General features: G+C 60.5%; 27 protein-coding genes and 2 pseudogenes. 11 read left to right on the top strand and 18 right to left on the bottom strand.

Annotation, left to right across the window (positions count from 1 at the left end; all coding sequences use genetic code 11):
• The first annotated feature begins 109 nt into the window (after positions 1 to 109).
• A complete protein-coding gene (locus ACMXYH_RS12265) occupies positions 110 to 1,036 on the top strand; it encodes a universal stress protein (RefSeq protein ID WP_129436751.1) in 927 nt (308 codons plus the stop codon).
• Positions 1,037 to 1,170: 134 nt separating this feature from the next.
• On the opposite strand, the gene ACMXYH_RS12260 is transcribed toward ACMXYH_RS12265, so the two are convergent.
• Together ACMXYH_RS12260 and ACMXYH_RS12255 are read right to left on the bottom strand one after the other, a co-directional pair.
• Positions 1,171 to 1,983, bottom strand: a complete 813-nt coding sequence (locus tag ACMXYH_RS12260; RefSeq protein ID WP_415767225.1) for a class I SAM-dependent methyltransferase — start codon at positions 1,981 to 1,983, stop codon at positions 1,171 to 1,173.
• A gap of 37 nt (positions 1,984 to 2,020) precedes the next feature.
• Positions 2,021 to 2,290 carry a DUF4242 domain-containing protein gene (locus tag ACMXYH_RS12255; RefSeq protein WP_129436753.1) on the bottom strand — a complete coding sequence of 90 codons (270 nt, stop codon included), beginning with the start codon at positions 2,288 to 2,290 and terminating at the stop codon, positions 2,021 to 2,023.
• Positions 2,291 to 2,484: 194 nt separating this feature from the next.
• On the opposite strand from ACMXYH_RS12255, the gene ACMXYH_RS12250 reads away from it, so the two are divergent.
• Positions 2,485 to 3,477 (top strand): AraC family transcriptional regulator, encoded by a 993-nt coding sequence (locus ACMXYH_RS12250; RefSeq protein WP_415767224.1) that lies wholly within the window; start codon positions 2,485 to 2,487, stop codon positions 3,475 to 3,477.
• Positions 3,478 to 3,486: 9 nt separating this feature from the next.
• On the opposite strand, the gene ACMXYH_RS12245 is transcribed toward ACMXYH_RS12250, so the two are convergent.
• Entirely contained in the window at positions 3,487 to 4,698 is a 1,212-nt protein-coding gene (locus tag ACMXYH_RS12245; RefSeq protein ID WP_415767223.1) for a cytochrome c biogenesis protein DipZ, read from the bottom strand.
• A 346-nt stretch (positions 4,699 to 5,044) separates the two neighbouring features.
• Positions 5,045 to 5,308: a DUF2790 domain-containing protein gene (locus tag ACMXYH_RS12240; RefSeq protein ID WP_415767222.1), complete on the bottom strand. Its 264-nt coding sequence runs from the start codon at positions 5,306 to 5,308 to the stop codon at positions 5,045 to 5,047.
• 305 nt (positions 5,309 to 5,613) lie between these two features.
• Between ACMXYH_RS12240 and ACMXYH_RS12235 the strand changes: the two genes are divergently transcribed.
• Together ACMXYH_RS12235 and ACMXYH_RS12230 are read left to right on the top strand one after the other, a co-directional pair.
• The gene (locus tag ACMXYH_RS12235) at positions 5,614 to 6,354 is read left to right on the top strand and encodes a response regulator (protein ID WP_415767221.1); all 741 of its coding nucleotides are present in this window, start codon (positions 5,614 to 5,616) and stop codon (positions 6,352 to 6,354) included.
• Positions 6,351 to 7,652, top strand: a complete 1,302-nt coding sequence (locus ACMXYH_RS12230; protein WP_415767220.1) for a sensor histidine kinase — start codon at positions 6,351 to 6,353, stop codon at positions 7,650 to 7,652. The genes ACMXYH_RS12235 and ACMXYH_RS12230 overlap by 4 nt, the downstream gene beginning before the upstream one ends.
• A 37-nt stretch (positions 7,653 to 7,689) precedes the next feature.
• Here the strand turns inward: ACMXYH_RS12230 and ACMXYH_RS12225 are convergent, their stop codons facing one another.
• Genes ACMXYH_RS12225 through ACMXYH_RS12215 form a run of 3 tightly spaced genes read right to left on the bottom strand, consistent with a single transcriptional unit; the run spans position 7,690 to position 9,944 of the window.
• The gene (locus ACMXYH_RS12225; protein WP_415767680.1) at positions 7,690 to 8,100 is read right to left on the bottom strand and encodes an SRPBCC family protein; all 411 of its coding nucleotides are present in this window, start codon (positions 8,098 to 8,100) and stop codon (positions 7,690 to 7,692) included.
• 27 nt (positions 8,101 to 8,127) lie between these two features.
• A complete protein-coding gene (locus tag ACMXYH_RS12220) occupies positions 8,128 to 8,925 on the bottom strand; it encodes an SDR family NAD(P)-dependent oxidoreductase (RefSeq protein WP_415767219.1) in 798 nt (265 codons plus the stop codon).
• Between the two features lie 2 nt (positions 8,926 to 8,927).
• Positions 8,928 to 9,944, bottom strand: coding sequence for an aldo/keto reductase (locus tag ACMXYH_RS12215; protein WP_134418576.1), 1,017 nt, complete (start codon positions 9,942 to 9,944; stop codon positions 8,928 to 8,930).
• Between the two features lie 118 nt (positions 9,945 to 10,062).
• On the opposite strand from ACMXYH_RS12215, the gene ACMXYH_RS12210 reads away from it, so the two are divergent.
• Together ACMXYH_RS12210 and ACMXYH_RS12205 are read left to right on the top strand one after the other, a co-directional pair.
• Positions 10,063 to 10,968, top strand: coding sequence for a LysR substrate-binding domain-containing protein (locus tag ACMXYH_RS12210; protein ID WP_415767218.1), 906 nt, complete (start codon positions 10,063 to 10,065; stop codon positions 10,966 to 10,968).
• Between the two features lie 190 nt (positions 10,969 to 11,158).
• Positions 11,159 to 12,079, top strand: a complete 921-nt coding sequence (locus ACMXYH_RS12205) for a LysR substrate-binding domain-containing protein (protein WP_415767217.1) — start codon at positions 11,159 to 11,161, stop codon at positions 12,077 to 12,079.
• Here ACMXYH_RS12205 and ACMXYH_RS12200 read toward each other — a convergent pair.
• The 3 genes and pseudogenes from ACMXYH_RS12200 to ACMXYH_RS12190 form a co-directional block, all read right to left on the bottom strand.
• Entirely contained in the window at positions 12,000 to 12,596 is a 597-nt protein-coding gene (locus ACMXYH_RS12200) for a DinB family protein (protein ID WP_415767216.1), read from the bottom strand. The genes ACMXYH_RS12205 and ACMXYH_RS12200 overlap by 80 nt on opposite strands.
• A 244-nt stretch (positions 12,597 to 12,840) precedes the next feature.
• Positions 12,841 to 13,959, bottom strand: a complete 1,119-nt coding sequence (locus ACMXYH_RS12195; RefSeq protein WP_415767215.1) for an NAD(P)/FAD-dependent oxidoreductase — start codon at positions 13,957 to 13,959, stop codon at positions 12,841 to 12,843.
• Positions 13,960 to 13,975: 16 nt separating this feature from the next.
• A pseudogene (locus ACMXYH_RS12190) lies at positions 13,976 to 14,143 on the bottom strand (MFS transporter); the annotation flags it as partial.
• Here ACMXYH_RS12190 and ACMXYH_RS12185 point away from each other — a divergent pair.
• Both ACMXYH_RS12185 and ACMXYH_RS12180 read left to right on the top strand, forming a co-directional pair.
• Positions 14,141 to 14,308, top strand: a pseudogene (locus tag ACMXYH_RS12185) (OprD family outer membrane porin); the annotation flags it as partial. The pseudogenes ACMXYH_RS12190 and ACMXYH_RS12185 overlap by 3 nt on opposite strands.
• Before the next feature lie 304 nt (positions 14,309 to 14,612).
• Entirely contained in the window at positions 14,613 to 14,930 is a 318-nt protein-coding gene (locus ACMXYH_RS12180) for a DUF2388 domain-containing protein (RefSeq protein ID WP_111449117.1), read from the top strand.
• A gap of 52 nt (positions 14,931 to 14,982) precedes the next feature.
• Here the strand turns inward: ACMXYH_RS12180 and ACMXYH_RS12175 are convergent, their stop codons facing one another.
• Both ACMXYH_RS12175 and ACMXYH_RS12170 read right to left on the bottom strand, forming a co-directional pair.
• Entirely contained in the window at positions 14,983 to 15,915 is a 933-nt protein-coding gene (locus ACMXYH_RS12175) for a pyridoxal-phosphate dependent enzyme (RefSeq protein ID WP_415767214.1), read from the bottom strand.
• A gap of 68 nt (positions 15,916 to 15,983) precedes the next feature.
• On the bottom strand, positions 15,984 to 16,775 hold the full coding sequence (locus ACMXYH_RS12170; protein ID WP_415767213.1) for an SDR family NAD(P)-dependent oxidoreductase: 792 nt from the start codon (positions 16,773 to 16,775) through the stop codon (positions 15,984 to 15,986).
• 122 nt (positions 16,776 to 16,897) lie between these two features.
• Here ACMXYH_RS12170 and ACMXYH_RS12165 point away from each other — a divergent pair, with 122 nt between their 5' ends.
• Together ACMXYH_RS12165 and ACMXYH_RS12160 are read left to right on the top strand one after the other, a co-directional pair.
• Positions 16,898 to 17,836, top strand: a complete 939-nt coding sequence (locus tag ACMXYH_RS12165; RefSeq protein ID WP_134418582.1) for a GlxA family transcriptional regulator — start codon at positions 16,898 to 16,900, stop codon at positions 17,834 to 17,836.
• A gap of 128 nt (positions 17,837 to 17,964) precedes the next feature.
• On the top strand, positions 17,965 to 18,624 hold the full coding sequence (locus tag ACMXYH_RS12160) for a methyltransferase family protein (protein ID WP_415767212.1): 660 nt from the start codon (positions 17,965 to 17,967) through the stop codon (positions 18,622 to 18,624).
• Positions 18,625 to 18,729: 105 nt separating this feature from the next.
• Here ACMXYH_RS12160 and ACMXYH_RS12155 read toward each other — a convergent pair whose 3' ends face one another.
• From ACMXYH_RS12155 to ACMXYH_RS12130, 6 genes are all read right to left on the bottom strand, one after another.
• On the bottom strand, positions 18,730 to 19,398 hold the full coding sequence (locus ACMXYH_RS12155; protein ID WP_129436769.1) for an HAD-IA family hydrolase: 669 nt from the start codon (positions 19,396 to 19,398) through the stop codon (positions 18,730 to 18,732).
• 115 nt (positions 19,399 to 19,513) lie between these two features.
• Positions 19,514 to 19,726 (bottom strand): DUF1059 domain-containing protein, encoded by a 213-nt coding sequence (locus ACMXYH_RS12150; RefSeq protein WP_129436770.1) that lies wholly within the window; start codon positions 19,724 to 19,726, stop codon positions 19,514 to 19,516.
• A gap of 175 nt (positions 19,727 to 19,901) precedes the next feature.
• The gene (locus tag ACMXYH_RS12145; RefSeq protein WP_415767211.1) at positions 19,902 to 20,309 is read right to left on the bottom strand and encodes a response regulator; all 408 of its coding nucleotides are present in this window, start codon (positions 20,307 to 20,309) and stop codon (positions 19,902 to 19,904) included.
• Positions 20,310 to 20,491: 182 nt separating this feature from the next.
• Positions 20,492 to 20,788: a pentapeptide MXKDX repeat protein gene (locus ACMXYH_RS12140; protein WP_134418586.1), complete on the bottom strand. Its 297-nt coding sequence runs from the start codon at positions 20,786 to 20,788 to the stop codon at positions 20,492 to 20,494.
• A gap of 71 nt (positions 20,789 to 20,859) precedes the next feature.
• The gene (locus ACMXYH_RS12135) at positions 20,860 to 21,645 is read right to left on the bottom strand and encodes a molybdopterin-dependent oxidoreductase (protein WP_415767210.1); all 786 of its coding nucleotides are present in this window, start codon (positions 21,643 to 21,645) and stop codon (positions 20,860 to 20,862) included.
• Positions 21,642 to 22,262, bottom strand: a complete 621-nt coding sequence (locus tag ACMXYH_RS12130; protein WP_129436774.1) for a cytochrome b/b6 domain-containing protein — start codon at positions 22,260 to 22,262, stop codon at positions 21,642 to 21,644. The genes ACMXYH_RS12135 and ACMXYH_RS12130 overlap by 4 nt, the downstream gene beginning before the upstream one ends.
• Positions 22,263 to 22,432: 170 nt before the next feature.
• Between ACMXYH_RS12130 and ACMXYH_RS12125 the strand changes: the two genes are divergently transcribed.
• Positions 22,433 to 23,374, top strand: a complete 942-nt coding sequence (locus ACMXYH_RS12125) for a class I SAM-dependent methyltransferase (protein ID WP_415767209.1) — start codon at positions 22,433 to 22,435, stop codon at positions 23,372 to 23,374.
• Positions 23,375 to 23,436: the final 62 nt, after the last annotated feature.

Genomic DNA, 23,436 nt, shown 5'->3' with positions numbered 1-23,436 from the left:
CAGCCTGCGCCCGGTTTACGGACGGGAGGTTGATCATGGTCAATACTTAGAGACTGGATGTACGTCGCACGAGCCGCACGTCGGGCGGCTAATCCACGGGAGGTTCGTCATGTCTGGTCAATCCCGCTTCATGCTGGTTGCATCACCGCTGATGGAACACAGCCCCGCTTTCGACAGGGCCGCTGCGCTGGCCAAGGCCGAAGACGCCGCGCTGCACATCGTCGCCTTCGATTATCTGGAAGGCCTGGCGACCGCCAGTCTGGTCAACGAAAAGGCGCTGGAACAAATCCGCGTGGGCTACGTCGAGCGCCACCGCCAATGGCTTGAGGAACAGGCCCGCCCCTTGCGCAAAATCGGTGTGCACGTCACCACCGAAGTGGCCTGGGTCGAACGCCCCTTGGAGGAAATCCTGATTCACCTCAAAGAGCAGCCGATGGACGTGCTGATCAAGGCGCTGGAGCACGAATCGCTGCTGTCGCGGCTGATGTTTACCCCGCTCGATGTGCATTTGCTGCGCGAATGCCCGGTGCCGCTGCATTTCGTGAGCCACGCCGTGCACGCCTTGCCGCGAAAGATCGTCGCGGCGGTCGACCCCTTTCATCGCGATGATCATTACAAAACCTTCAACGACAGAATCCTCCACGAGGCGGCGAAACTGGCGAGCGCCTGTAATGCCGAGCTCGATGTGGTCTACGCCTATGACCTTTCATCCATCAGCGCCGACGAATTCGGCTTCGACAACGGGTCGGCGTTCTTCTCGTCGGGCAAGGCCAAGACCGTATTCGATTACCAGGAGGATGCCTTCAACGACTTGGCCGAGCGCAACGGCATCGCGCCGGAGCAGCGGCACATGATCATGGGCAACCCGGCCAAAGTCCTCACCCGCTATGTCGATGCATATGACGTTGACGTGATTGTCATGGGCCGGATCGGCCATCGCGGCATGGGCCGGCTGATCGGCAGTACGGTGGAGCATCTGCTGTACAAAATGCCGTGCAGCGTTTGGGTGGTGTACACCGAGCGGCTGGATGAATAATTGATCTACCGGAAAACATAAAACCTGTGGGAGCGAGCTTGCTCGCGAAGGCGGAGTGTCAGGCAACATCATTGTCGACTGAGACACCGCCTTCGCGAGCAAGCCCGCTCCCACAGGGGTTTTGTGTTGCCAGGTCAACGCCGGGTGATCACCACTTCCAGGTATTCACTCGGCACCACCAGCGATTTTTCTCCCGCTCTGTTCATACGGTTGATCAGTTCGGTCAGGTCGTTTTCCAGCCCTTGGGCGCCTTCAGGAGGCAGCGCCGCGAAGGCTTTGTGGACCGGGCCGTACCAGGTGCGGAACGTGTCGATGAAATGCGCGGCCGAGCGGTAACGGAAGTTGAAAGTCTTGCGCGTCACCTGAACCAGAAAGTCACGTTCGTCAAAGTGCGTGCGCAGCCAGGCTTCGGTGCCCCACTGCGAAGGCGGTTGAGCGCCCGGCGGTGGCGGCAGGTGGCGGCCGAGGGTCTTGAACATCTGGCCGACGAACCCTTCGGGCGTCCAGTTGGCGAGGCCGATCCGCCCACCGGGGCGACAAACCCGCGCCAGTTCCGTGGCAGCCTTGGGTTGGTCCGGCGTAAACATCACACCGAAGGTCGAAAGCACGGCATCGAAGCTGGCATCCTCGAACGGCAAGGCTTCGGCGTCAGCCACTTGAAACGTGACTTCCAGGTGTTCTGCCCTGGCCCGGTCTTCGCCGCGTTCCAGCAGCGCGGCCACGTAGTCGGTAGAAGTGACATGGCAACCACGGCGCGCGGCAGCGAGCGTCGCGTTACCGTTGCCGGCGGCCACGTCGAGTACCTGTTCATCGCAGAGCAGGTCGCAGGCTTCGGCCAGTTGCTCGCCGACGATCTGCAAGGTGGTGCCGATCACGGCATAGTCGCCACTGGCCCAAGAGGCCATCTGACGGTTTTTCAAGGCAGTAAGATCAATGCGTGTACTCATGAATTCCGCTCCGTTGCGGGTTGGAACGCAACCCGGCTTATTCGGCCGTGGTGGGATCGATGATGGCCGTGACCTGGGAAATGCGGTTGGCCGGGAAACCGCTCTGCCTGGCGTGTTCCTTGATCAACTCTTCGTTGGGCGCGATGTACACGCAGTAGAGCTTGTCACCGGTGACATAACTCTGCTGCCACTGCACCTCTGGCAAGTCGCGCAACGTCTTGCAGGACTTTTGCGAAGCCGCTTTCAAATCCCTTTCTGACAGTGTTCCAGCACCCGGAATCTCGCGTTCTATAACGAACTTAGGCATGGCAACCTCTCATTCTTGTTATTGATGACAGGGTCGGCAGACCCTGTAGGTCAACTATCGCGCCGGGCAACGCTGGCGTCCTGCCCGATCGTCGGCCAACCCTGCCCGATCGTCCGGAGATTTCACGCTCTGGCGCGACAGGCTCACAATCAAGCTCACCACCCAAAGCTGCCCGCCAACACGGGAAAACCACCATGGACGCCCTGTCCCAGACGTTGCGCGTCGTCCGCCTGGTCGGCGCGATTTTCATCAATGCCAGGTTCACTGCACCCTGGTGCTACCAATCGCCGAGCGCCGACGCGGCGGCTCCGTTTCTGGAGCCCGGCGCCGAACGCGTGGTGATCTTCCACTTGATCACCGAAGGCGAGTGTTATGTCGAACTGGGTGATGATCCCCCGCTCCTGCTGACGGCCGGCGATGTGGTGGTTTTCCCTCAGGGAGACGCCCACCGCATGAGCTCTAACCCGGGGCTCGCACCCGCCACCGGTGCGCGGCTGGACGTGGTGCTGGCGCGCCGTCCACGGCAATTGAGCTATGGCGGTGGCGGCGCGATAACGCGGTTGGTGTGCGGCTATCTGGCGTGCGATACCCGTCTGGCCGGCATGTTGCTGACCGGGTTGCCGGCGGTGGTCCGGGTTAATGTGCGAGGCTCGAATGCCGGTATCTGGCTGGAATCGTCGGTCCGTTATGCACTGGCCGAAGCCCGATCGCCCCGCCCCGGTGGCGAAGGTGTGCTGGCGAAACTGGCCGAGGTGTTGTTCATTGAGGTGCTACGCCTGTACATGCACGAACAGGGCGAAGGTCGCACCGGTTGGCTGGCGGGTGTGGGCGACCGGATTGTCGGCGCCGCCCTCAACGCATTGCACAAAAAACCGTGTCACGCCTGGACCCTGGATGAACTGGCGCGCACTGCCGGTACTTCAAGATCGGTGTTGGCGGAGCGCTTTCAGCAACTGGTGGGAAGTTCGCCGATGCAGTACCTGACGCAATGGCGGATGTTGCTGGCGGCCAACCTGTTACGCAGCAGTAACAGCTCGTTGATGCGGATTGCCGAAGAGGTGGGCTACCAGACTGACACGGCGTTCAGTCGGGCGTTTCGTCGAGAGTATGGAGCGCCACCGGCGGCGTGGCGGCGCAGTCAGAAGAAAAAACCAATGACCCACGGCGCACAGCCTGTGAGCCATTGATGTGAAGCCTTACGCAGCGGGTGCTTTGGCCTCTTCCAGCAACTGCTGAATCACTTTCTCCTGAGTCTCGTAACTGCCTTCACCAAAGTGGGTGTAACGCACCTGACCCTTGGCATCGATCAGGTAGTGAGCGGGCCAGTACTGGTTGTCGAAGTTACGCCAGATCGCGTAGTTGTTGTCGATCGCCACCGGGTAGGTGATGCCGAGCTTTTTCACTTGATCCTTGACGTTGTCGATGATGCGCTCGAAACCGTATTCAGGGGTGTGGACGCCGATCACTACCAGGCCGTCCTTCTCGTATTTCTTCGCCCAGTCCTTCACGTACGGCAAGGTGTGCTGGCAGTTGATGCAGTCGAAGGTCCAGAAGTCCACCAGCACTACTTTGCCTTTCAGCGAATCGTTGCTCAGGGCTGGCGAGTTAAGCCATTGCACTGCGCCGGCAATTGACGGCATGGCGCCTTTGGCGTTGTCCATGGACGAGTCTGCGTTGACCTTGCTGACGAAGTAATCGACGACTTTCGGTACGGTTTCCAACACACTTTTCTCGATGCTGCTGACGCCTTCGGACGAAGTGCCGGCCAGCAGTGTTTTGTCGGCACCGGTGGAAATCACCGCCGCAGCCGCCAGCACCGCAACACCCGCACCACGACGCAGCCAACCGGTGACCGGGATCGACGCTTTCAAGCGATTGACCAGGCCGCGACCGGCGAAGATCAAGGTGCCCAGGGACAATGCGCTGCCCAGGCCATACGCCACCAATAACAGGCTGGTTTGAGCGTTTGCACCTTGCAGCATGGCGCCCGTGAGGATGACCCCGAGGATCGGTCCGGCGCACGGTGCCCAGAGCAGACCGGTGGCGACACCAATCATGACCGAACTCAACGGGCCGGACATTTTGCGTGTGTCCGGATCGAGGCGGTTGCCCAGCGCCACGAAGGGACGGGCCAGCCAGTCACCGACACGGGCGGAAATCAGCGACAGGGCGAACAGCACCATCACGATCAGCGCTACGTGGCGACCGGTGTTGTTGGCTTGTATCACCCACTCGCTGCTGACCACGGCCAGGCTGGAGATCAGGGCGAAGGTCAGGACCATGCCGCCAAGGGTGAGCAGGATCGAGGAACGTGTACGTTTAACACCGGCGAACAGGAACGGCACGACCGGGAGGATGCAAGGGCTGAGGACGGTCAATATGCCGCCCAGGAAAGCGATGAGAAACATGGGATCACCTTGGAAAATTGAGTGCGGCGGTTTACACACATCCCCTGTGGGAGCGGGCTTGCTGGCGAAGAGGTCAGTACATTCAACATTCATGTCGACTGACTCTCCGCTTTCGCGAGCAAGCCCGCTCCCACACTGGATCGGTGGTGTTTACAGATCAGTGTTCCGGGCTTCAGGCCGTCTGGTTTTCCAGCTGCTGCCCCTGTGGCGTCCGGCTGGAACCGTCCTGCGCCAGAAAGACGTCCCCGCCCTTCTCCGCCACCGGCGTCAGCTGGAAGCAAGTCGCGCTGCCACAGCTTTTCTGTTCAACAGCAGCGTTGGCATGGGCAATGGGTCAGCGCAGGACTCAGTTCTCTGAGTTGCAGCCATCAGCAAATTTGCGATAGTCCAGAACGTGGGTTTGGTTATGGGAATCCAGGTAAGTCAGCTGGGCATCCACAACCCCACAGGAAGTCGAGGCGTCCTGTTTCAGCGACACCACTTTCTTGATGTCCAGGTGTGTGCCGTAGGTGTAGGTTTTAGCGGAGACATCAGCTTCGGCGCGGGCCGACAAGGTGCAGATGTTCAGAGCGGCAAACAGGCAAGCGGCGTAGACGGCTTTGGTATTCATGGTGGTTTTCTCAAGGCTTCAATAGGTCAATCGTGTATTGGGCCGAGGCGACTTGGCTTGCCTCGATGGAACCTATTAGAAGCCCGCGAGGTATCCCGACTGTGTCGGGAACAGGCGCGTGTAAATCGGTACGTATCAAAACCGGGCCGGGATACACAGCGATACAAAAGCCCTGAAAATGAGTGTTTTTGCGTCCACGTGTATCCGCCGACATGCCAGATACACTGCAATACAAAGGACTGCGGGCGAGTGGGCCAAGGCTCGATAGACTGCGCGACATCCCCCATCTACAGAGGCCTGGCCAAATGGAACACGTCGATCACATTCTCATCGTGGACGATGACCGCGAGATCCGGGAACTGGTAGGCAACTACCTCAAGAAAAACGGCCTGCGCACCACCGTCGTGGCGGATGGACGGCAAATGCGCACGTTCCTGGAATCCACGCCGGTGGACCTGATCGTGCTCGACATCATGATGCCGGGCGACGATGGCCTGATGCTGTGCCGTGAGTTACGCGCCGGCAAACACAAGGCCACGCCGGTGCTGATGCTCACCGCGCGCAACGATGAAACCGACCGCATCATCGGCCTGGAAATGGGTGCCGACGATTACCTGGTCAAGCCATTCGCTGCGCGTGAACTGCTCGCCCGAATCAACGCCGTGCTGCGCCGCACACGGATGCTGCCACCCAACCTGGTGGTCACCGAAAGCGGTCGTTTGCTGGCCTTCGGGCGCTGGCGCCTGGACACCTCGGCCCGGCACTTGCTCGATGAGGACGGCACGATGGTCGCGCTCAGTGGCGCGGAATATCGGTTGCTGCGGGTGTTCCTCGATCATCCTCAGCGGGTGCTCAATCGCGATCAATTGCTGAACCTGACCCAAGGCCGCGATGCCGACCTGTTCGACCGCTCCATCGACTTGCTGGTGAGCCGCTTGCGCCAGCGACTGCTGGACGATGCCCGCGAACCGGCCTACATCAAAACCGTGCGCAGCGAAGGCTATGTGTTTTCGCTGCCGGTGGAAGTGCTCGGGCCACCCTCATGAATCTCTCGATGCGCTGGCCCCGCACCCTCGCCTCGCGACTGTCGCTGATCTTCCTGATCGGCTTGATTCTCGCGCAGGCGCTGTCCTTCGGCGCGCAGTACTACGAGCGATACGAAAGCACGAAGAACACCATGCTGGGCAATCTGGAAACCGACGTCTCGACCTCCATCGCCATCCTCGACCGCTTGCCGGCCGAAGAACGCATGAGCTGGCTGCAACAACTGGATCGACGTAACTACCGCTATTTGTTGAACGAAGGCTCGCCGGGCATGCCCATGAGCGATTCGCCAATAGCGATGACTTCGATCAAAGAGGCCATCGGCAAGGATTACCCGATGACGGTGACCGACATCCCCGGGCCGGATAAACATTTTCAGGTCCACCTGAAACTGGCGGACGGCAGCCCGCTGACCATCGACGTGCGACCTTCGATGGTGCCGTTGTCGCCGTGGTTACCCATCGTGTTGCTGGGGCAACTGGCGCTGATGCTCATCTGCACCTGGCTGGCCGTGAGAATCGCCATCCGCCCCCTCACCCGCCTCGCCCAAGCGGTAGAGACCCTGGACCCCAACACCCACGCGGTGCACCTGGACGAAAAAGGCCCGACCGAAGTCGCCCATGCCGCCATGGCCTTCAATTCGATGCAGGCGCGCATCGCCGCTTACCTCAAGGAACGCATGCAACTGCTGGCGGCGATTTCCCACGACCTGCAAACCCCGATTACCCGCATGAAACTGCGTGCCGAATTCATGGACGACTCCGTCGAGAAAGACAAACTCTGGAATGATCTTGGCGAGATAGAACACCTGGTGCGCGAAGGCGTGGCCTATGCCCGCAGCGTTCATGGCGCCACCGAGGAAAGCCGCCGCACTCATCTGGATTCGTTCCTCGACAGCCTGGTGTTCGACTATCAGGACATGGGCAAAGACGTCCAGCTCGGCGGTAAAAGTGACGCGGTGATCAACACCCGACCGCACGCCTTGCGGCGGGTGCTGGTGAACCTGACGGACAACGCACTCAAATTCGCCGGCGCCGCCGAGTTGTGGGTGGAAGCGAAGGCTGACGGCAGTTTGTCGGTGAAGGTGATGGACCGTGGTCCGGGGATTGCCGAGGAAGAATTGGCTCAGGTGATGGAACCGTTTTATCGCGTGGAGAATTCGCGTAACCGCAGCACCGGCGGGACCGGGTTGGGGTTGGCGATTGCGCAGCAATTGGCGTTGGCGATCGGGGGGGCGTTGACGTTGAGTAATCGTGAGGGGGGAGGGTTGTGCGCGGAGCTTAGATTGTCGGTTCAGTAACATGATCGTTCCCACGGTGGGAACGATCAGTCCAAGGTCAGACCGGGTAGTTCGCGCGCAGGGCTTCGAGGCCGCCTTGGTAGATACCGGTAAACAGCGCCACCACTTCCTCGTCACTCACACCGACAGGTGCAAACCGCCCAGACCACGTCACTCGCGCGCCCTGCCCCTGCGCTTCAACACTGATAGTCGCCAGATAGTCAGTAACCGGAAACGGCGCCTGCAAAATCGAATAACTGTAAGTCTTCCCAGCGTTATCAAACGCCTCCAACCGCTCAACCACCACCGCCCCATCCGCCGTTTGCAAGCTACGCACCCGGCCGCCTTCACTCAGCTCGCTTTTGGGAATAAACGGCAGCCAGTCCGGCAGCGAGTTAAAGCCGCCAATCAATTGCCAAACCTGGTCGGCGGTTGCCGGGATGTCGATGAATGCTGATGCTGTAGCCATGAAATATTCTCTCTCAATCATTAAGGTTCAGATCGCCATGCTGTCGACAACACCACCGTCGACCCGCAGAGCCGCGCCAGTAGTGGCCGAAGACAGCGGCGAGGCGATATAAGCCACCAGATTCGCGACCTCCTCGACATCCGCCACGCGCTGGATGATCGAACTCGGCCGGGCCTTGCGCACGAAGGCGTCGGCTTCTTCCCGAACACTGCGCCCGGATTCGGCGGTGGCGTCCTTGAGCATCTGTTCCAAACCATCGGTCAATGTCGGGCCGGGCAAGATCGCGTTGACCGTCACCCCGGTGCCCGCCAGCCGCTTGGCCAGACCATGGGACACCGCCAGGTTGGCGCTTTTGGTCACGCCGTAGTTGATCATGTCGGCCGGTGTTGCGACCCCGGATTCCGAGGACAGGAAGATCACCCGCCCCCAGCCCTGCTTGACCATGTCTGGCACGTAATGCCGTGACAGGCGCACGCCGGAGATCACGTTGACCTCATAAAAACGCGTCCACTCGCTGTCCGGTGCATCGAAGAAATCCACATCGTTGAAGATCCCGAGGTTGTTCACAAGGATGTCCGCCCGTGGTTCGGCGGCGAACAACAACTCGGCGCCTTCGGCAGTGCCAAGGTCTGCGGTCAGGCCACGCAACTGTGCGCCCGGCACGCTCTGGCGAATGCTCGCCAGCGCCTGTTCGACCTTGGCCGTCTCGCGGCCGATCACCACCACCGTGGCGCCGGATTCGGCCAGCGCTTTGCTGATGCCCAGGCCAATGCCGGCGGTGCTGCCGCTGACAATGGCGCATTTTCCACTCAGATCGATTTTCATGCTCAACCTCCAATGATCGGCAATGGCGCACGTTCGGACACCAGTTTCGCGTCGCGCATCGCCTGCCAGAAAGCAGCGGGAATGACAGCCGACATCGCGGCAACGTCTTCAGCAATCCGGTCCGGACGGCTGGACCCCGGAATCACCGCCGCCACGGCCGGGTTAGCCAACGAGAACTGCAACGCAGCTGCCTTGATGTCGACACCATGCGCGGCAGCAATGCGTTTGATCTGCTCGACTTTATTGATGATCGCCGGGCTGGCTTTCTGGTACTCGAAGTGTGTGCCACCGGCCAAAATGCCCGAGCTGTAAGGACCACCGACCACAATCTCGACGTTCTGCGCCAGCGCGGCATCCATCAAACGCTGCAAGGCACGGTCGTGGTCGAGCAGCGTGTAGCGACCCGCCAGCAGAAAACCGTCCGGCTGAGCTTCGGTCAGATCCAGGGTCAGTTCGCACGGTTCAACCTTGTTCACGCCCAGGCCCCAGCCTTTGATCACGCCTTCTTCGCGCAAACGGGTCAACACCTTGAAGGCGCCGGTGCGGGCCTGGTTGAAGTATTCCAGCCACTGATCGCCGTAGAAGTCCTGGGCGATGTCATGCACCCAGACGATGTCCAGACGATCGGTTTGCAGGCGCTTGAGGCTGTCTTCGATGGAGCGCATCGTGGCGTCGGCGCTGTAGTCGTTGACGATCTTGTTCGGGCGGCCGTGTTCGAACACGCCGCTTTTCTCGCCCAAGTCACGGGCCGCCGCATCTTCAACTTCATCGAGAATGACCCGGCCGACTTTGCTGCTGAGTACATAGTCGTCACGGTTGTACTGGGCCAACGCGGTGCCCAGACGAATTTCCGACAGGCCCGAGCCGTAAAACGGAGCGGTGTCGAAGTAACGCACACCGGCATCCCAGGCGGCGTGGACAGTAGCCATCGCCTCTTCTTCAGGAATGGCGCGGAACATGTTGCCCAATGGAGCGGTGCCGAAACCGAGGGTGCCAGGTAGTTTGTCCTTCAAGCTCATGGGTTTTTCCTCTTGAGTGTCAGGGGTCATCAGAGGTGACCGTTGAGCAGATGCTAGATTGCGATGATCGGACCGTCCAAGACATAATATGCAGCACTTGAGTCCTGATAGGTCTGACATGATCGACATCCGCCAATTGCGCTACTTCGTCGCCGTCGCCGAAGAAGAACACGTCGGTCGCGCCGCCGAACGCCTGCACATCTCCCAGTCGCCCCTGAGCCGGCAGATCGCCCAGCTCGAAGAGCGCCTGGGCCTGACCCTGTTCGAACGCAGCCAGCAACGCATTCGCCTGACCCGCGATGGCCAGACTTTTCTGGCTGAAACCCGTGCCCTGCTGACCCACGCCAATCGCCTGGAATCCCTGGGCAAGCGCCTCGGTCGTGGTGAAGAAGGCGGCTTGTGCATCGGCTACATCGAAAACGCCATGCACGCCGGCGTCTTGCCCAATGCCTTGCGGGTGCTGCGGGTCGACCGGCCGAACGTGCACGTCGCGCTGTACAACCTGAATTCCGCCGAACAACTCGAAGGCCTGCGTCAGCGTAGTCTGGATATCGCACTGGTCAGCGAACCGCCCGTCGCCGACGACCCGGACCTGCTGGGTTTTCAGGTGCTGGACGATCCGATGCTGCTGGCCCTGCCCGAGCACCATCCTTTGGCGAACCACACAACACTGACCCCGGCGGACCTGGCCGATCAGGAATGGATCGGCGTGCAACCCCGCCAAGACGCCGCCAGCCGCGACGACTTCGTCAGCGCCTGCATCCGCGCTGGTTTCACCCCGGACATTCGTATGGAAGCCACCGAACCTTTCACCGCGTTGGGATTGGTGGCATCGGGGCTGGGCATCGCCATGATTCAGAAAGGCCTGAGCCGCAACGCACCGCCCGGCGTGGTATTGCGGGAAGTGCCGTGGATTTCCTTCACCACGCCGCTGTGGGCCGCGTGGCACCGGATCAATTTGCGGCCGCTGGTGGAGACGTTCAGGAAAGTGCTAACGGAGCCAGGTTCGGCTGACTCGCCCTGAGATTTCAAGATCAAAAGATCGCAGCCTCGTTGCACTCGACAGCTCCTACAGGGTTTGGCGCACACCTGTAGGAGCTGTCGAGTGCAACGAGGCTGCGATCCTTTGATTTTCTAAGCGAATGGATCTTCGACTGCCACACAGGGTTTGGTGCTTTACTGAAAAGACCCCGAAATCCTGCGAGCAACCCCACATGAACCGCAACGACCTGCGTCGCGTGGACATGAACCTGCTGGTGATTTTCGAAACCCTGATGTTCGAAAAGAACCTGACCCGGGCCGGGGAGAAGCTGTTTCTCGGCCAGCCCGCCGTCAGTGCCTCGCTGGCCAAGTTGCGCGACCTGTTCGACGACCCGCTGCTGGTGCGTAACGGTCGTGTGCTGGAGCCGACCCAGCGCGCATTGGCGATCCTCAAGGAGTTGCAGCCGGCGATGGACACCATCTCCGGCGCGGTCAGCCGGGCCAAGGATTTCGACCCGTCCACTAGCCGCGATGTATTCCGCATCGGCCTGTCCGACGACGCCGAGTTCGGCCTGTTTCCGCCGCTGCTCAAGCAAATACGCGAAGAGGCGCAGAACGTCGTGGTGGTGGTGCGGCGGGTGAATTTCATGCTGATGTCGTCGATGCTGGCCAGCGGGGAGATTTCCGTCGGGATCAGCTACACCACGGAACTGCCGGCCAACGCCAAGCGCAAGAAGCTGCGCGACCTGAGCGTCAAGTTCCTGCGTGGCGATGACCGTCCCGGCACCCTGACCCTGGATGAGTATTGCGAGCGCCCTCACGCGCTGGTGTCGTTTTCCGGGGATTTGACCGGTGCCATCGATAGCGACCTGGCCCGTATCGGTCGTTCACGCTGGGTGGTGCTGGCGGTGCCGCAATTCGCCGGCCTGCGCGCCTTGCTGACCGGCACCGATATGCTCGCCACGGTGCCGGACTACGCGGCGTGCGCGCTGATCGAAGGCAGCAGCCAGTTGCGGGCCGACGACCCGCCGTTTGACATCGTGCTGTCCGAACTGTCCATGGTCTGGAACGGGGTCAACGATAACGATCCGGCAGAACGTTGGTTGCGCTCGCGAATTGCCCAACACATGGCCGCTCCACTGCCGGGGCATTAATCGATTTGAAAGACTCGGGGTTGGTCTCGCGCAGGTAGACCGGCAGGTCAGTGACCGGCGGCATGACCGGAATTTCGAAGTACATCTGGACCACCCAGCCGCGGTGGTAGCTGGCGTGGTTGACCACGTGCATCAGTATCGCGCCGGCGCTCATGGTGCCGCTTTCCCCCGAGACAAAGCTGAACTCGACGGGTTTATCCAGCGAGGCATCGGTCTGCCGTTCGCTCCAGTCGCAGTACCAGTGATCAATGTCCTTTTGCGCCAGGCGCAGCTCGGCGAGTTCGGGGTGCAGCAGATCGTGTGACGTCTTGAAGCCGTGCCCTCGGCCTTCGAGGTGGGCCTGCCAGATGCAGTCCACCACGTAGATGTGGTTCAGGGTGCCGATCATGTTCTTGAACACCGACACGCGCTCTTTATTGACCTCACCCGGCGGCAGTGCGGCCAGGCTGTCAAAGAGGCGTTGATTGGCCCAGCGCTTGTAATCGGCAAGCATGCGGGCAGTGCGTACGTTAATCATCGGAGGTCTCCCATTGTGATGGGCGCACTGCCAAGCATAGCCCTCAGGGCGAGCGGCATTGCAAACGCTGATTACCGGTCACTTCGCAATAACACGATCTGTGTAGCAGCTGCCGAGCAACGCGAGGCTGCGTTCGGCGGCGAAGCCGTCGTAAAACCTGAGACCGCGTTGCATCAGGTAGACCGCATTCGCCGGACTACGACGGCTTCGCCGCCGAACGCAGCCTCGCGTTGCTCGGCAGCTGCTACACCGGTCGTTGTGTGGCTAATACCGTCGTCACCCGATCAGCCAGCGCCAGGCAACTGGTCAACCCCGGCGACTCGATACCGAACAGATTCACCAACCCCGGCACACCATGCTCGGCCGGACCACTGATGACAAAGTCGGCCGCCGGCTCGGTCGGGCCCGTGATTTTCGGGCGGATACCGCTGTAGGCCGGTTTCAGGCTGTTATCGGGCAACGCCGGCCAGTAGCGCCGGATTGCCTCGTAGAAGCCATCGGCTCGGCGTGGATCCACACGGAAATCGACGTGATCGACCCATTCGACGTCCGGCCCAAAGCGCGCCTGACCGCCCAGATCCAGCGTCATGTGCACACCCAACCCCGCACTCTCCGGGGCCGGATACACCAAATGCCGGAACGGCGCCCGGCCGCTGAAACTGAAATAGCTGCCCTTGCATAGCCGGGCAGTTGGAACGTGCTGCGACGGCAAGCCTTCAATCCGGCTCGCCACCTCAGGCGCGGACAATCCCGCGCAATTGATCAACGCACGGCAGCTCAAGGTAATCGGTTGGGCGCCGCCCATCCGCAATTCGAAACCTTGCTCGGTGCAACGGGCCGACGCCAGCGGCGTATGAAAAACCAGCGAAGTGCCGCTGGCCTCGGCATCCGCCTGAAGCGCCAGCATCAGGGCATGGGAATCGACAATCCCGGTGGACGGTGACCAGAGCGCAGCGACGCAGGACACTGCCGGTTCAAGTTCCCGCGCCTGTTCGGCGTCCAGCCATTGCAGGTCATCAACGCCATTGTGCAGGCCCTGCTCCAGCAATTTGCGCAAGGCTGCGCATTGACCGTCATCCGTGGCCACGATCAGCTTGCCCAGGCGCTGGTAATCGACGCCGCGCTCATCGCAAAAGGCGTAAAGGCGTTGTTTGCCCTCCACGCACACTTGCGCCTTGAGGCTGCCGCTCGGGTAGTAAATGCCGGCGTGGATCACTTCCGAATTGCGCGAACTGATGCCCACGCCAATGCCCTCGCCCGCCTCGACTAGGATCACTTCCCGCCCGCTGCGGGCCAGGGCTCTGGCGACCGCCAGCCCGACCACTCCGGCCCCGACCACCACGCATTCGATATCGACGCTCACCTGCCCTCCGCTCCTTTCACGCCAGCCCTCGTTGCCGATAATCGATCAGGCTGGAGAATATCGCCAGCAACATGGCCATGACCACGAAGAAGATCAGCACCAGGAAATACGACCCGGTGAACTGCACGATCAGCCCGATCAGGATCGGCACGATCACCCCGGCCATGTTCCCGCAGAAGTTGATACCCAGAAAGAATGGGAGCGGGACATCGCTCTGGACTACGTGATTCAGTCCGGCACGCTTAAAGGTGTCGGATTCGGATGGCGTAACGGCAAGTCCAACAGCGAGGCGGCCCGAGACCAGGACCAGAATCGCTTGATCGTGAGCTACAGCATTCCTTTGCTGTAGCAGAGCGGCCTGAAGGGACTGTGCGCAATTGGAGGGTTTTCGCCTTGCCTCTTGGACTCAGCGCTGACACTGGGTCAGCGCTTTGCCTGGGCTGACCAATGGCCGCGGCCCGCGCGTGCGGCGAAGCAAAGCGAGCTGATCCAGCGTTTTCGGTGGAGATTATTGTGTGTGCGGCGCGGAGCTGAGCCTTTTCAGACGCAGGCGTTGGACTGATCACGCATCGACAGGGAACTCCTGACGACCGCCACGCATCCTACAGATGAGGTACTTCCTTTTTTGCTTCACGCTTTCAGAGGACACCGTCATGCGCCGTCTGATTATCATCTCTTCCCTTTTGCTGTGTTTACCCTTCGGCTCCGCTATGGCCAAAGTGGATGCGGGCGATGTCGCCACGTCAGCCGGGGTTTCCGCATCGTTGTACTCGACGTTCAAGGACCACAAACTCATGATTCCTGCCCGGGATGACGCCTCCAGCTTCGTTGCCAGTGGCGGCGCGATTCGTGGTGTTTATCTGGAGTCATACTTGAAGCAGATTCGTCAGGAACATCCCGGCCTCAACGCCAGCGACGAAGACCTGGCCAGAGCCATCCTCGTCCAGGAAGGCGTTGCCGCGGGTCAATAAAGGCTGAAAAAGTAGCGGTGGGGCTTGCAGCGCCCGGATAGCGTTTGCAGCCCTACCTTGCTTCAGCACCGGTGGATAATCGCGCCCAACCCGCCACCAATTGCGCGCTGATGCTCACGCCGCCGCACACCACAATTACCACATCATGGGCTTCGGCAATCGCCGGATGGTCCAGGTATCCAATCGCCAACGAAACGCCGCACGCCGGTTCGACCAACTGACGCAGGTCGTTGGCGTAACGGACTACGCCCATGATCGCCTCGTCATCGCTGAGCGCGACACATTCGTGCGGGAAATCGAGGATGTGTTGCACCGGCCAGGCGGCCACCAAAGTAGCGCCGAGCGACCTGGCGACCGTATCGATCCGGGGAAATATGACCGGATGTCCGGCACTGACAGCGGCGGCAAAAGACGCAGAACCCTGGGTTTCACACGCGATGATCCGGCAGTCCATGCGCTTGTGGCGAATCAATCCGGTGAGAATCCCCGCCAGCAAACCTCCACCCCCTACCGACATCACGAGCGCATCGACCTGAGGACAATCCTCAAGGATTTCGTCGACCATCGTGCTGTGCCCTTCCCACAACACCGGGTGATCGAAGGCCGGTACGTATTCGGTATCAGCGCCCTGCGCGAGTTCTTTGGCCCGTAGATTGGCTTCGTCCCAGACCTTGCCATGAACGATCACCTCGGCACCGGTTTTGCGGATTTTTGCGCGGGTGGTTTCCGGCGTGGTGTTCGGCACCACAATGCAGGCTTTCAACCCCAGTCTGGCGGCAGCCACGGCGGTGGCGAACCCGGCGTTGCCGCCGGAAGGACAGATCACTTTGCGTTTCCCTTGCTCCGCCGCCTGGCTGCACAAGAGCCCAATACCGCGAAGTTTGAATGAGCCGCTCGGTTGCAGGTTTTCCAACTTGAGCCAGATTCGTCGAGATGGGGTCGACAGGTCTGGATGCAGAATCAACGGCGTCCTGATGTGAAGCATGGTGGAGCTCCTTAAGGGTGAACGGTCCTTATCCAAGCTTAGTTCACCCTGCTCCCCCGGTTACCGTCTCAGCGATATCGCGGTGCTGCCGTAGAATTGCCGAACAAGCCAGACAGCGTCTGACGCTGGGCTTCGTAGGCATCCCACTTATCGCCTTGGTGCAGGCCCGGAATGGTCACCACTTCGCCTTGCGCCAACCCCGTCAACGCCGCATCGACCATGTCCTGGGCGGACATCACGATCTCTTGCGGCAGGTTTTCCACCGGGTTGCCGGCCTCGCTCCAGAAGTCGGTGGCGGTAGCGCCGGGCAATACGGCCTGGATCCGAATGCCTTTGTCGGCCAGCTCGCGGTGCATCGATTGGCTCAGGCCGAGGACAAATGCCTTGGTCCCGCCATACACGCCGTTGAGAATTTCCGGGGCGATGGCAACGATCGAGGAGATATTGATCACCGTCCCGGTGCCGCGAGCGACGAAGCCTGGCACCAACGCGTAAGCCAGGCGCATCAACGCGGTCACGTTGAGGGTGATCATGTCTTCCATGTCATCCACGGGGCTGCCGAGCAGCGGCATGACAGCGCCGACCCCGGCGTTGTTGACCAACAGGGTGATACTGGCGTCGGAGCGTAGAATTTCTTCGACCCGCCGCAAGTCGGCCTTGTCTTTCAAATCGGCGGCGACCACTTCCACGGCGCCGCCGGTTTCATTACTCAAGTGGTTGGCCAGGGCGCTCAGTTTCGCCTGGCTGCGGGCGACCAGAATCAGATCGTAACCCTGCCGCGCGAGACGGTCGGCATACACCGCGCCGATGCCCGAAGAAGCGCCAGTGATCAGAGCGGTACCTTTGGATGAGAGGGCCATGTCGATTTCCTTCACAGTGAGGCGATAACTTCGCCGGGTGTGAACCGTTATAAAGGGTCTACGGCCGTCTCAAATGACGTTTAAAGTACGTTTTTCGGACATGACCTTTTGAGGACATCTCGATGACTTCCGTGGCATTTGTAGTGTTTGAAGGGTTCCAGTCCATGGCGCTGGCGGCCATGCCGGTGTTCGAGTACGCCAACTTCAGCGCCGGCGAGGCGCTTTATGACGTCAGCGTATTGTCCGAAGACGGCCGCACATTACGCGCTTCCGGTGGGCTGAGCGTCGGCACCGAGGCCTTTGGTGAGCGGGTGTTCGATACGGTGATTGTGGTGGGCGGCGATGCCATCCTCGAGCAGGCACCCGAAGGCGTGCTGAGTTACCTGCGCGACAGCGTTAAAACCGCACGGCGCACGGCGTCGATCTGCTCCGGAGCGTTCGTCCTGGCCCAGGCCGGTTTACTCGACGGACGGCGCGCCACCACCCACTGGGCTTATGCACGGGAGCTGCAAGCGCGGTTTCCGTCGATCAAGGTCGAAGAAGACCGCATCTACGTCGTCGACGGTTCGATCTGGACCTCCGCCGGGATGACCGCCGGCATCGACCTGGCGCTGGCCATGGTGGAAAAGGATCACGGCGCCGCACTGGCCCGTTCCGTGGCGCAGAAACTGGTGATGTACCACCGCCGCGCAGGCGGCCAGTCGCAACACTCGGCGCTGCTGGAACTGGAAGCGAAATCCGACCGCATTCAAACCGTCCTCGGCTATGCGCGAGAACACCTCACCGAGACGTTGTCGGTGGAGCAACTGGCAGACGTCGCGCGCCTCAGCCCTCGGCAGTTCAGCCGAGCCTTCCGGGCGGAAACCGGTCAATCACCGGCCAAAGCCATCGAGAACCTGCGCCTGGAAACGGCGCGGCAGATGCTGGAACGAGGGCGCCTGACCCTCGATCAGATCGCCGAAGAATCCGGCTTCAGCGACTGCCGCCGCATGCGCGAAGCCTTCCTTCGGGCATTCGGACAGCCGCCGCAGGTGATTCGGCGTAATGCCAGGGCCCTGTAGGAGCTGCCGAAGGTTCGGGCCGCGTTCGGACGATCTTTTGATCTTGTTTTTAAAAGCAAAGATCAAAAGATCGCAGCCTGCGGCAGCTCCTACAATGAACGGCGTCAGGTCCGTTTGTGGAGGTGCAGATGAAAATCTCGGCCAAGCTGGCGTTTTTCGCCGTTGTTTCCACCCTCGCCTACCTTGGGCTCGCGGTGTGGGGGCTCGGCGGATTCTCGGCGTTTTTCTCTCATGCACCGCTGGTGGTTATTGTGTTTGCCACTTTGGTGATGGCCATCGCGTCCTTGTTCACCGAGGTCAACCTGAGTTCCGGCGAACGTGAAGACCGGGCCAATCGCTGGGTGCTGCCGGCGTTCGGAGTGATCGGTTTATTGAGCGGGTACCTGCCGGCCTATACCGACCGAATCGACATCTGGACCTTTGGTGGCGAAGGTGTGCGCTGGCTCGGGGCATTACTGTTCATCATCGGCGGCACGCTGCGGCTGTGGCCGGTGTTTGTGCTGGGCAAGCGTTTCAGTGGACTGGTGGCGATTCAGCCGGGGCACACGCTGGTCACCGACGGGATTTATCGCACCTTGCGCAACCCCAGTTATCTGGGGCTGATGATCACTGCAGTGGGCTGGGCACTGGCCTTTCGCTCCGGCGTTGGCCTGTTGCTGGCCGCGGTGACGCTGATCCCGCTGATCGCCCGCATTCACTCTGAAGAAGGGCTGTTACGGGCGCAGTTCGGCAGTGAATACGAGGCTTATTGCGCCCGCAGTTGGCGGTTGATTCCCGGGGTTTACTGAAACAACACAACCCTAATGTGGGAGCGAGCTTGCTCGCGAATGCGGTGTGTCATTCGCCATCGATGTGCCTGACACACCGCTTTCGCGAGCAAGCCCGCTCCCACATTAGATTTTCTGTAGGCGGACATGTCCCTCAGGGTCTACTAGCGCGACGACCGAGTCGTAGCTGGCCAATGTGGCATGCGGGGTCTGGAGCGGATGGTCGTGGGTCGCGGTCACCACGATCAGGCCCGCGCCCGCCGCCTCGGCGGCGAGAATGCCCACGGTGGCGTCTTCGAAAATCAGGCAATCGGCCGGTTCAACGCCCAAGCGTTTGGCCGCCAGTCGATAGCCCGCAGGATCGGGTTTTCCGGCGCTGACGTCTTCGGCAGTGACCATCACCAAAGGCTGCGCAATACCCGCCGCGGCCATCCGCCGCAGCGCCAATGCCTTCGGCGCCGAGGTGACGATCGCCCACTGGTTCGCGGGCAGCGACTTCAGAAAGTCTGCCGCGCCAGGCACCTCGATGATCCCCTCGACATCCTCGATTTCCGCCTCGGTGATGAACGCCGCTTCAGCCTCGGCATCCACCCCGGGCAACGCCAGGCGATTGATGGTGTCGATGGCGCGAACGCCATGGATAGTGGGCAGGAATGAGACGACATCAACGCCGTGGCGCAAGGCCCAGGCCGCCCAGATCCGCTCGGCAGCGGCGATGGAATTGAGGACGGTGCCGTCCATATCGAACAGAAAAGCGCGGTACGGGGTGTTGAAGACAGATTCTTGAGCAGACAAGGGGGAGCTACCTCTCGCAAGTGCCAGGCGGGTTCGCCGAGCAATGTAGCATTTGCGAGGAGCTGCCGAAGAACGCGGCCCCAACCTTCGGCAACTCCTGCAGAGGATTTCCTTGCTAAGCGGGACGCGGTGCTTCAACAGGCGGGGTGCCGTCATGAAACATCGTCTTCAGTTGAGCACGCAGTTCCGGTGAGTCGATGTGCTTGTGAACACTGACCGCATGCTGTGCGGCGGCTTCGAGCAGTTCGTTTTCAGAGTCTGCGGACAGTGCGACCGAGCATTTGGCATCGCTTGGAAACTCGCGGCAGTCGATGTATTTACGCGCCATGATCTTCTCCTCCCTACGACGAAGGCAGGCCGTGGCCTGCGTGAACGATCACTCGACGCGCCATCCCATCCATCAAACACGATTGCAGGTCGCACCGAGTGTGCCGACTCTTGAAGTATAGGCCCGCCACAAGGCGCAACGTGACAGGTTGTAGTGATCAGATGTGCCGCAGGTTCTAAAGGGTACGTTTCGACTTCAAGGCACCTTCCAAACAGTCCAGCAACTGCCCAAGCGCCCACGGTTTCTTGATGAACGACACCGAATGCCTGACCCCGGCGCTTTCCGGCGTTTCGAAACCGGACATGATCATGATCGGTTTGTCCGGCCAGCGGTCGCCAAACAGATTGGCCAGGTCCGCACCATTGAGTTTGCCCGGCATGGTGATGTCCGTGAGCAATAGACGGACGCCGTCCGAGTGCTGCTCCAGATACTTCGACGCGGCATCCGCGCTGGTCTGAGGTTCAACCACAAAGCCTTCTTCCTGAAGAACTTCACAGAGAAACTCCAGGATCAGCGGGTCGTCCTCAACCACAAGAATCAACCCGCCAGGAAGGTGCTCACCCGCCGTCGATACTGGACTCATGACCGTGACACTCCCTGATTGCCTGAATGATTTCGCGCGCTTAAATCCGCCACCTATCAGGTATGAGCAGCGGACTTCGCGGAAATTCATTTTTGATACAACCGGGCGATTAAATCGGGCGCCATACAGCGGCGTATGGGCGTCTGCAAACCAGGGTCTGGCCTCGAAGGAGGGTGTTCGGATCAGTACGAAGGAGCCTCTTTTTTCATTGTGTCCTTGGACATCGCGTCCTTCTTCATTCCGTCCTTGCTCATGGCGTCCTTGGACATGTTGTCTTTCTTCATCGCGTCCTTGCTCATGGAATCCTTGGTCATGGCGTCCTTTTTCATCGTGTCTTTATGCATGGCGTCTTTAGACATTGAATCCTTGCTCATGCTGTCGTTGCTCATGCCGTTATTGGTTGTAGCATCGGCGGCAAACACGCTGGCGGTGCCAAACACCAGGCACATGGACAGTACGGTGGTCGCTAACTTTTTCATGATGGAACTCCTTGAAGCACAGGTTGCGAATGAGCGCAGCGGGCGCTGCGCAGTGAAGTGGCCAGGCGCCATCAGCTACCACCGAACCAGTTGTAGCCCTGGTCTTCCCAGTAGCCACCCGGATAGGTGTTGGTGACGAACATCGCCTGAATGTGTTTGGGATTCTTGTAGCCCAGCTTGGTGGGCATACGCAGCTTCATCGGGAAGCCGTACTGGCGAGGCAGCACCGCGCCGTCATAGGTCAGCGTCAACAAGGTTTGCGAATGCAGCGCGGTGGCCATGTCGATGCTGGTGTAGTAGTCGTCCGCGCATTTGAAGCCGACATATTTGGCATCCGTGTCGGCACCGACCCGCTTCAGGAAGTCGCTGAACCGTACGCCGCCCCAGCGCCCGATCGCGCTCCAGCCTTCGACGCAGATGTGTCGGGTAATCTGTTCGGTCTGGGCCATGGCACGCAGTTCTTCCAGGCGCCAGCTGCGCTTGTCGGCGACCATGCCGGTCACTTCCAGTCGATAACTCCCTTCCTCCACCGTCGGCGCCTCGTCAATGCCGTAAAAGGCATTGAACGGAAACGGCCGGGTGATCATTGACTCGGGATAGGTCGGCGCCAGTGCATTGGGGTTGAACAACCAGCCCTGCACCCGATCGTTGAACCGGGACATGGAGGACAACGCGGTGTCGACGCTTTCGTTGTCGGTGAGGTTGCAGCCGGACAACATGGCCACCCCGCCGAGGGTCAGGCTGCGCATCAGGAACGAGCGTCGTGAGCGGTCCTCGATCTGTGGGGCAATGATTTTCCTGGCATCTGTCAGGATGGACGACTCGTCCAGCCCTGAGCCTTGAATGCGCTTTTTCATACGACCTCCTTGCGACCGACAATCATGGCCCACAACGTTTTGGGAACCAGTGCGACCATCACCAGATGAACTGCGACAAAGGCCACCAACAGCGACATCGCGATGAAGTGCACGTGCCGCGCGACTTCGTAACCGCCCAGCAGTTCACGCAACAGCGGAAACTGGACGGACTTCCACAACACCAGACCGGAAATCACCAGCAGCGTGATGTCGACCATCACGAACAGGTACGCCACCCGTTGCACGTGGTTGTAATGACTCAGATCGGCATGCCCCAACCGCCCTCTCAACGCGGCCCACAGGTCATGCAGGACACCTTTAGGCGAAACCGGGAAAAAGCGCCGTTTCAGACGACCACTGACGAGGTTGATGATCAGGTAGACAAGACCGTTGACGGCCAGAAACCACATCGCCGCGAAATGCCATTGCAATGCGCCGCCGAGCCATCCACCCAAGGTGATCGTTTTGGGAAAACTGAAGTCGTACAGCGGGGAAGCGTTATAGATTCGCCAACCGCTGGTGACCATGACCAGCACCGCCAAGGCGTTCAGCCAATGGGTCAGCCGTAGCCAGCGGGGATGGCTGCTGACGGCGGGTGAAGCAGGTAACTGCGACATGATGGGCTCCCGGCGGTTGATCGTTGGAGCCGAGTATGTGGGCCTACAGATCGCCAAATCCTCACGTAAAGTTAAATTAAACGTGATAACTACCCCCCAACAGCCTGTGGGAGCGAGCTTGGCTCAATTGTGGTTAAAATGCCGCCCCAACAAATTGCTGGCCCTGCCCGATGAACGCTGACGCTCTCTCCACCCTCCACGACCATTTACTGACGGCTCTGGCGGCTGCCCCCGCCGAAACCCGCCGGCTGTTCCACGGCCGTGGCCGGTGCTGGACGGGGCTGGAGCAATTGACTGTCGACTGGTTGCAGGGCGTGGTGCTGGTGTCGCTGTTCAAGGAACCCGACGCGTCGCAGCTGGAAGCGTTGAAACAGAAGCTGATGGATGTCACGCACTCGCCTGCGTGGACGCAATCCGGCGCGCACACGCTCCTGCTGCAACATCGCTACCTGCTGCAAAGCACCACCGAGTGGCTTTTGGGGGACGCGATCGACGAGATGACGATCACCGAGGGCGGTTTGCATTACCGGGTGGACCTGGGCCGCAAACAGAACACCGGCCTGTTCCTCGACATGCGTTATGGCCGCGACTGGGTGCGGGCCAATGCCCAGGGCAAGCGCGTGCTGAATCTGTTCGCCTACACCTGCGGATTCTCGGTAGCGGCCATCGAGGGGGGAGCAACGCACGTGGTCAATCTGGACATGTCCAGCCCGGCCCTGAGCCGTGGCCGCGACAATCACCGACTCAACGGCCACGACCTGAGCAAGGTGACTTTCCTCGGACATGACCTGTTCAAGTCCTGGGGCAAGGTGATTGGCAAGGGCCCTTACGACCTGGTGATCATCGACCCGCCGTCCTTTCAGAAAGGCAGTTTTCTGCTGACCAAGGACTACCAGCGCGTGCTGCGCCGACTGCCGGAACTGCTCAGCCCACAGGGCACGGTGCTGGCGTGCATGAACGATCCGGCGTTCGGTGCGGACTTCCTCATCGACGGCGTCACCCGCGAAGCACCGAGCCTGCGTTTCGAGCAACGGCTGGATAATCCACCGGAGTTTCCGGACGCCGATGTTGAATGCGGGTTGAAGGCGCTGGTGTTCAGGCTGGCTAGCTAAAAATCAAAAGATCGCAGGCTTCGCCAGCTCATACGTTGGGATGGCGTACACCCTGTAGAGCT

Origin of the sequence: Pseudomonas frigoris (genome assembly GCF_047758635.1) — a bacterium.
GTDB lineage: Bacteria > Pseudomonadota > Gammaproteobacteria > Pseudomonadales > Pseudomonadaceae > Aquipseudomonas > Aquipseudomonas frigoris.
This window is presented reverse-complemented; position numbering and strand designations above follow the sequence as displayed.

Bases quoted from the DNA above. Each gene is read 5' to 3' on its own strand.
- ACMXYH_RS12265 (WP_129436751.1), top strand. From the start codon at position 110: ATGTCTGGTCAATCCCGCTTCATGCTGGTTGCATCACCGCTGATGGAA.
- ACMXYH_RS12260 (WP_415767225.1), bottom strand. From the start codon at position 1,983: ATGAGTACACGCATTGATCTTACTGCCTTGAAAAACCGTCAGATGGCC.
- ACMXYH_RS12255 (WP_129436753.1), bottom strand. From the start codon at position 2,290: ATGCCTAAGTTCGTTATAGAACGCGAGATTCCGGGTGCTGGAACACTG.
- ACMXYH_RS12250 (WP_415767224.1), top strand. From the start codon at position 2,485: ATGGACGCCCTGTCCCAGACGTTGCGCGTCGTCCGCCTGGTCGGCGCG.
- ACMXYH_RS12245 (WP_415767223.1), bottom strand. From the start codon at position 4,698: ATGTTTCTCATCGCTTTCCTGGGCGGCATATTGACCGTCCTCAGCCCT.
- ACMXYH_RS12240 (WP_415767222.1), bottom strand. From the start codon at position 5,308: ATGAATACCAAAGCCGTCTACGCCGCTTGCCTGTTTGCCGCTCTGAAC.
- ACMXYH_RS12235 (WP_415767221.1), top strand. From the start codon at position 5,614: ATGGAACACGTCGATCACATTCTCATCGTGGACGATGACCGCGAGATC.
- ACMXYH_RS12230 (WP_415767220.1), top strand. From the start codon at position 6,351: ATGAATCTCTCGATGCGCTGGCCCCGCACCCTCGCCTCGCGACTGTCG.
- ACMXYH_RS12225 (WP_415767680.1), bottom strand. From the start codon at position 8,100: ATGGCTACAGCATCAGCATTCATCGACATCCCGGCAACCGCCGACCAG.
- ACMXYH_RS12220 (WP_415767219.1), bottom strand. From the start codon at position 8,925: ATGAAAATCGATCTGAGTGGAAAATGCGCCATTGTCAGCGGCAGCACC.
- ACMXYH_RS12215 (WP_134418576.1), bottom strand. From the start codon at position 9,944: ATGAGCTTGAAGGACAAACTACCTGGCACCCTCGGTTTCGGCACCGCT.
- ACMXYH_RS12210 (WP_415767218.1), top strand. From the start codon at position 10,063: ATGATCGACATCCGCCAATTGCGCTACTTCGTCGCCGTCGCCGAAGAA.
- ACMXYH_RS12205 (WP_415767217.1), top strand. From the start codon at position 11,159: ATGAACCGCAACGACCTGCGTCGCGTGGACATGAACCTGCTGGTGATT.
- ACMXYH_RS12200 (WP_415767216.1), bottom strand. From the start codon at position 12,596: ATGATTAACGTACGCACTGCCCGCATGCTTGCCGATTACAAGCGCTGG.
- ACMXYH_RS12180 (WP_111449117.1), top strand. From the start codon at position 14,613: ATGCGCCGTCTGATTATCATCTCTTCCCTTTTGCTGTGTTTACCCTTC.
- ACMXYH_RS12175 (WP_415767214.1), bottom strand. From the start codon at position 15,915: ATGCTTCACATCAGGACGCCGTTGATTCTGCATCCAGACCTGTCGACC.
- ACMXYH_RS12170 (WP_415767213.1), bottom strand. From the start codon at position 16,775: ATGGCCCTCTCATCCAAAGGTACCGCTCTGATCACTGGCGCTTCTTCG.
- ACMXYH_RS12165 (WP_134418582.1), top strand. From the start codon at position 16,898: ATGACTTCCGTGGCATTTGTAGTGTTTGAAGGGTTCCAGTCCATGGCG.
- ACMXYH_RS12160 (WP_415767212.1), top strand. From the start codon at position 17,965: ATGAAAATCTCGGCCAAGCTGGCGTTTTTCGCCGTTGTTTCCACCCTC.
- ACMXYH_RS12150 (WP_129436770.1), bottom strand. From the start codon at position 19,726: ATGGCGCGTAAATACATCGACTGCCGCGAGTTTCCAAGCGATGCCAAA.
- ACMXYH_RS12145 (WP_415767211.1), bottom strand. From the start codon at position 20,309: ATGAGTCCAGTATCGACGGCGGGTGAGCACCTTCCTGGCGGGTTGATT.
- ACMXYH_RS12140 (WP_134418586.1), bottom strand. From the start codon at position 20,788: ATGAAAAAGTTAGCGACCACCGTACTGTCCATGTGCCTGGTGTTTGGC.
- ACMXYH_RS12135 (WP_415767210.1), bottom strand. From the start codon at position 21,645: ATGAAAAAGCGCATTCAAGGCTCAGGGCTGGACGAGTCGTCCATCCTG.
- ACMXYH_RS12130 (WP_129436774.1), bottom strand. From the start codon at position 22,262: ATGTCGCAGTTACCTGCTTCACCCGCCGTCAGCAGCCATCCCCGCTGG.
- ACMXYH_RS12125 (WP_415767209.1), top strand. From the start codon at position 22,433: ATGAACGCTGACGCTCTCTCCACCCTCCACGACCATTTACTGACGGCT.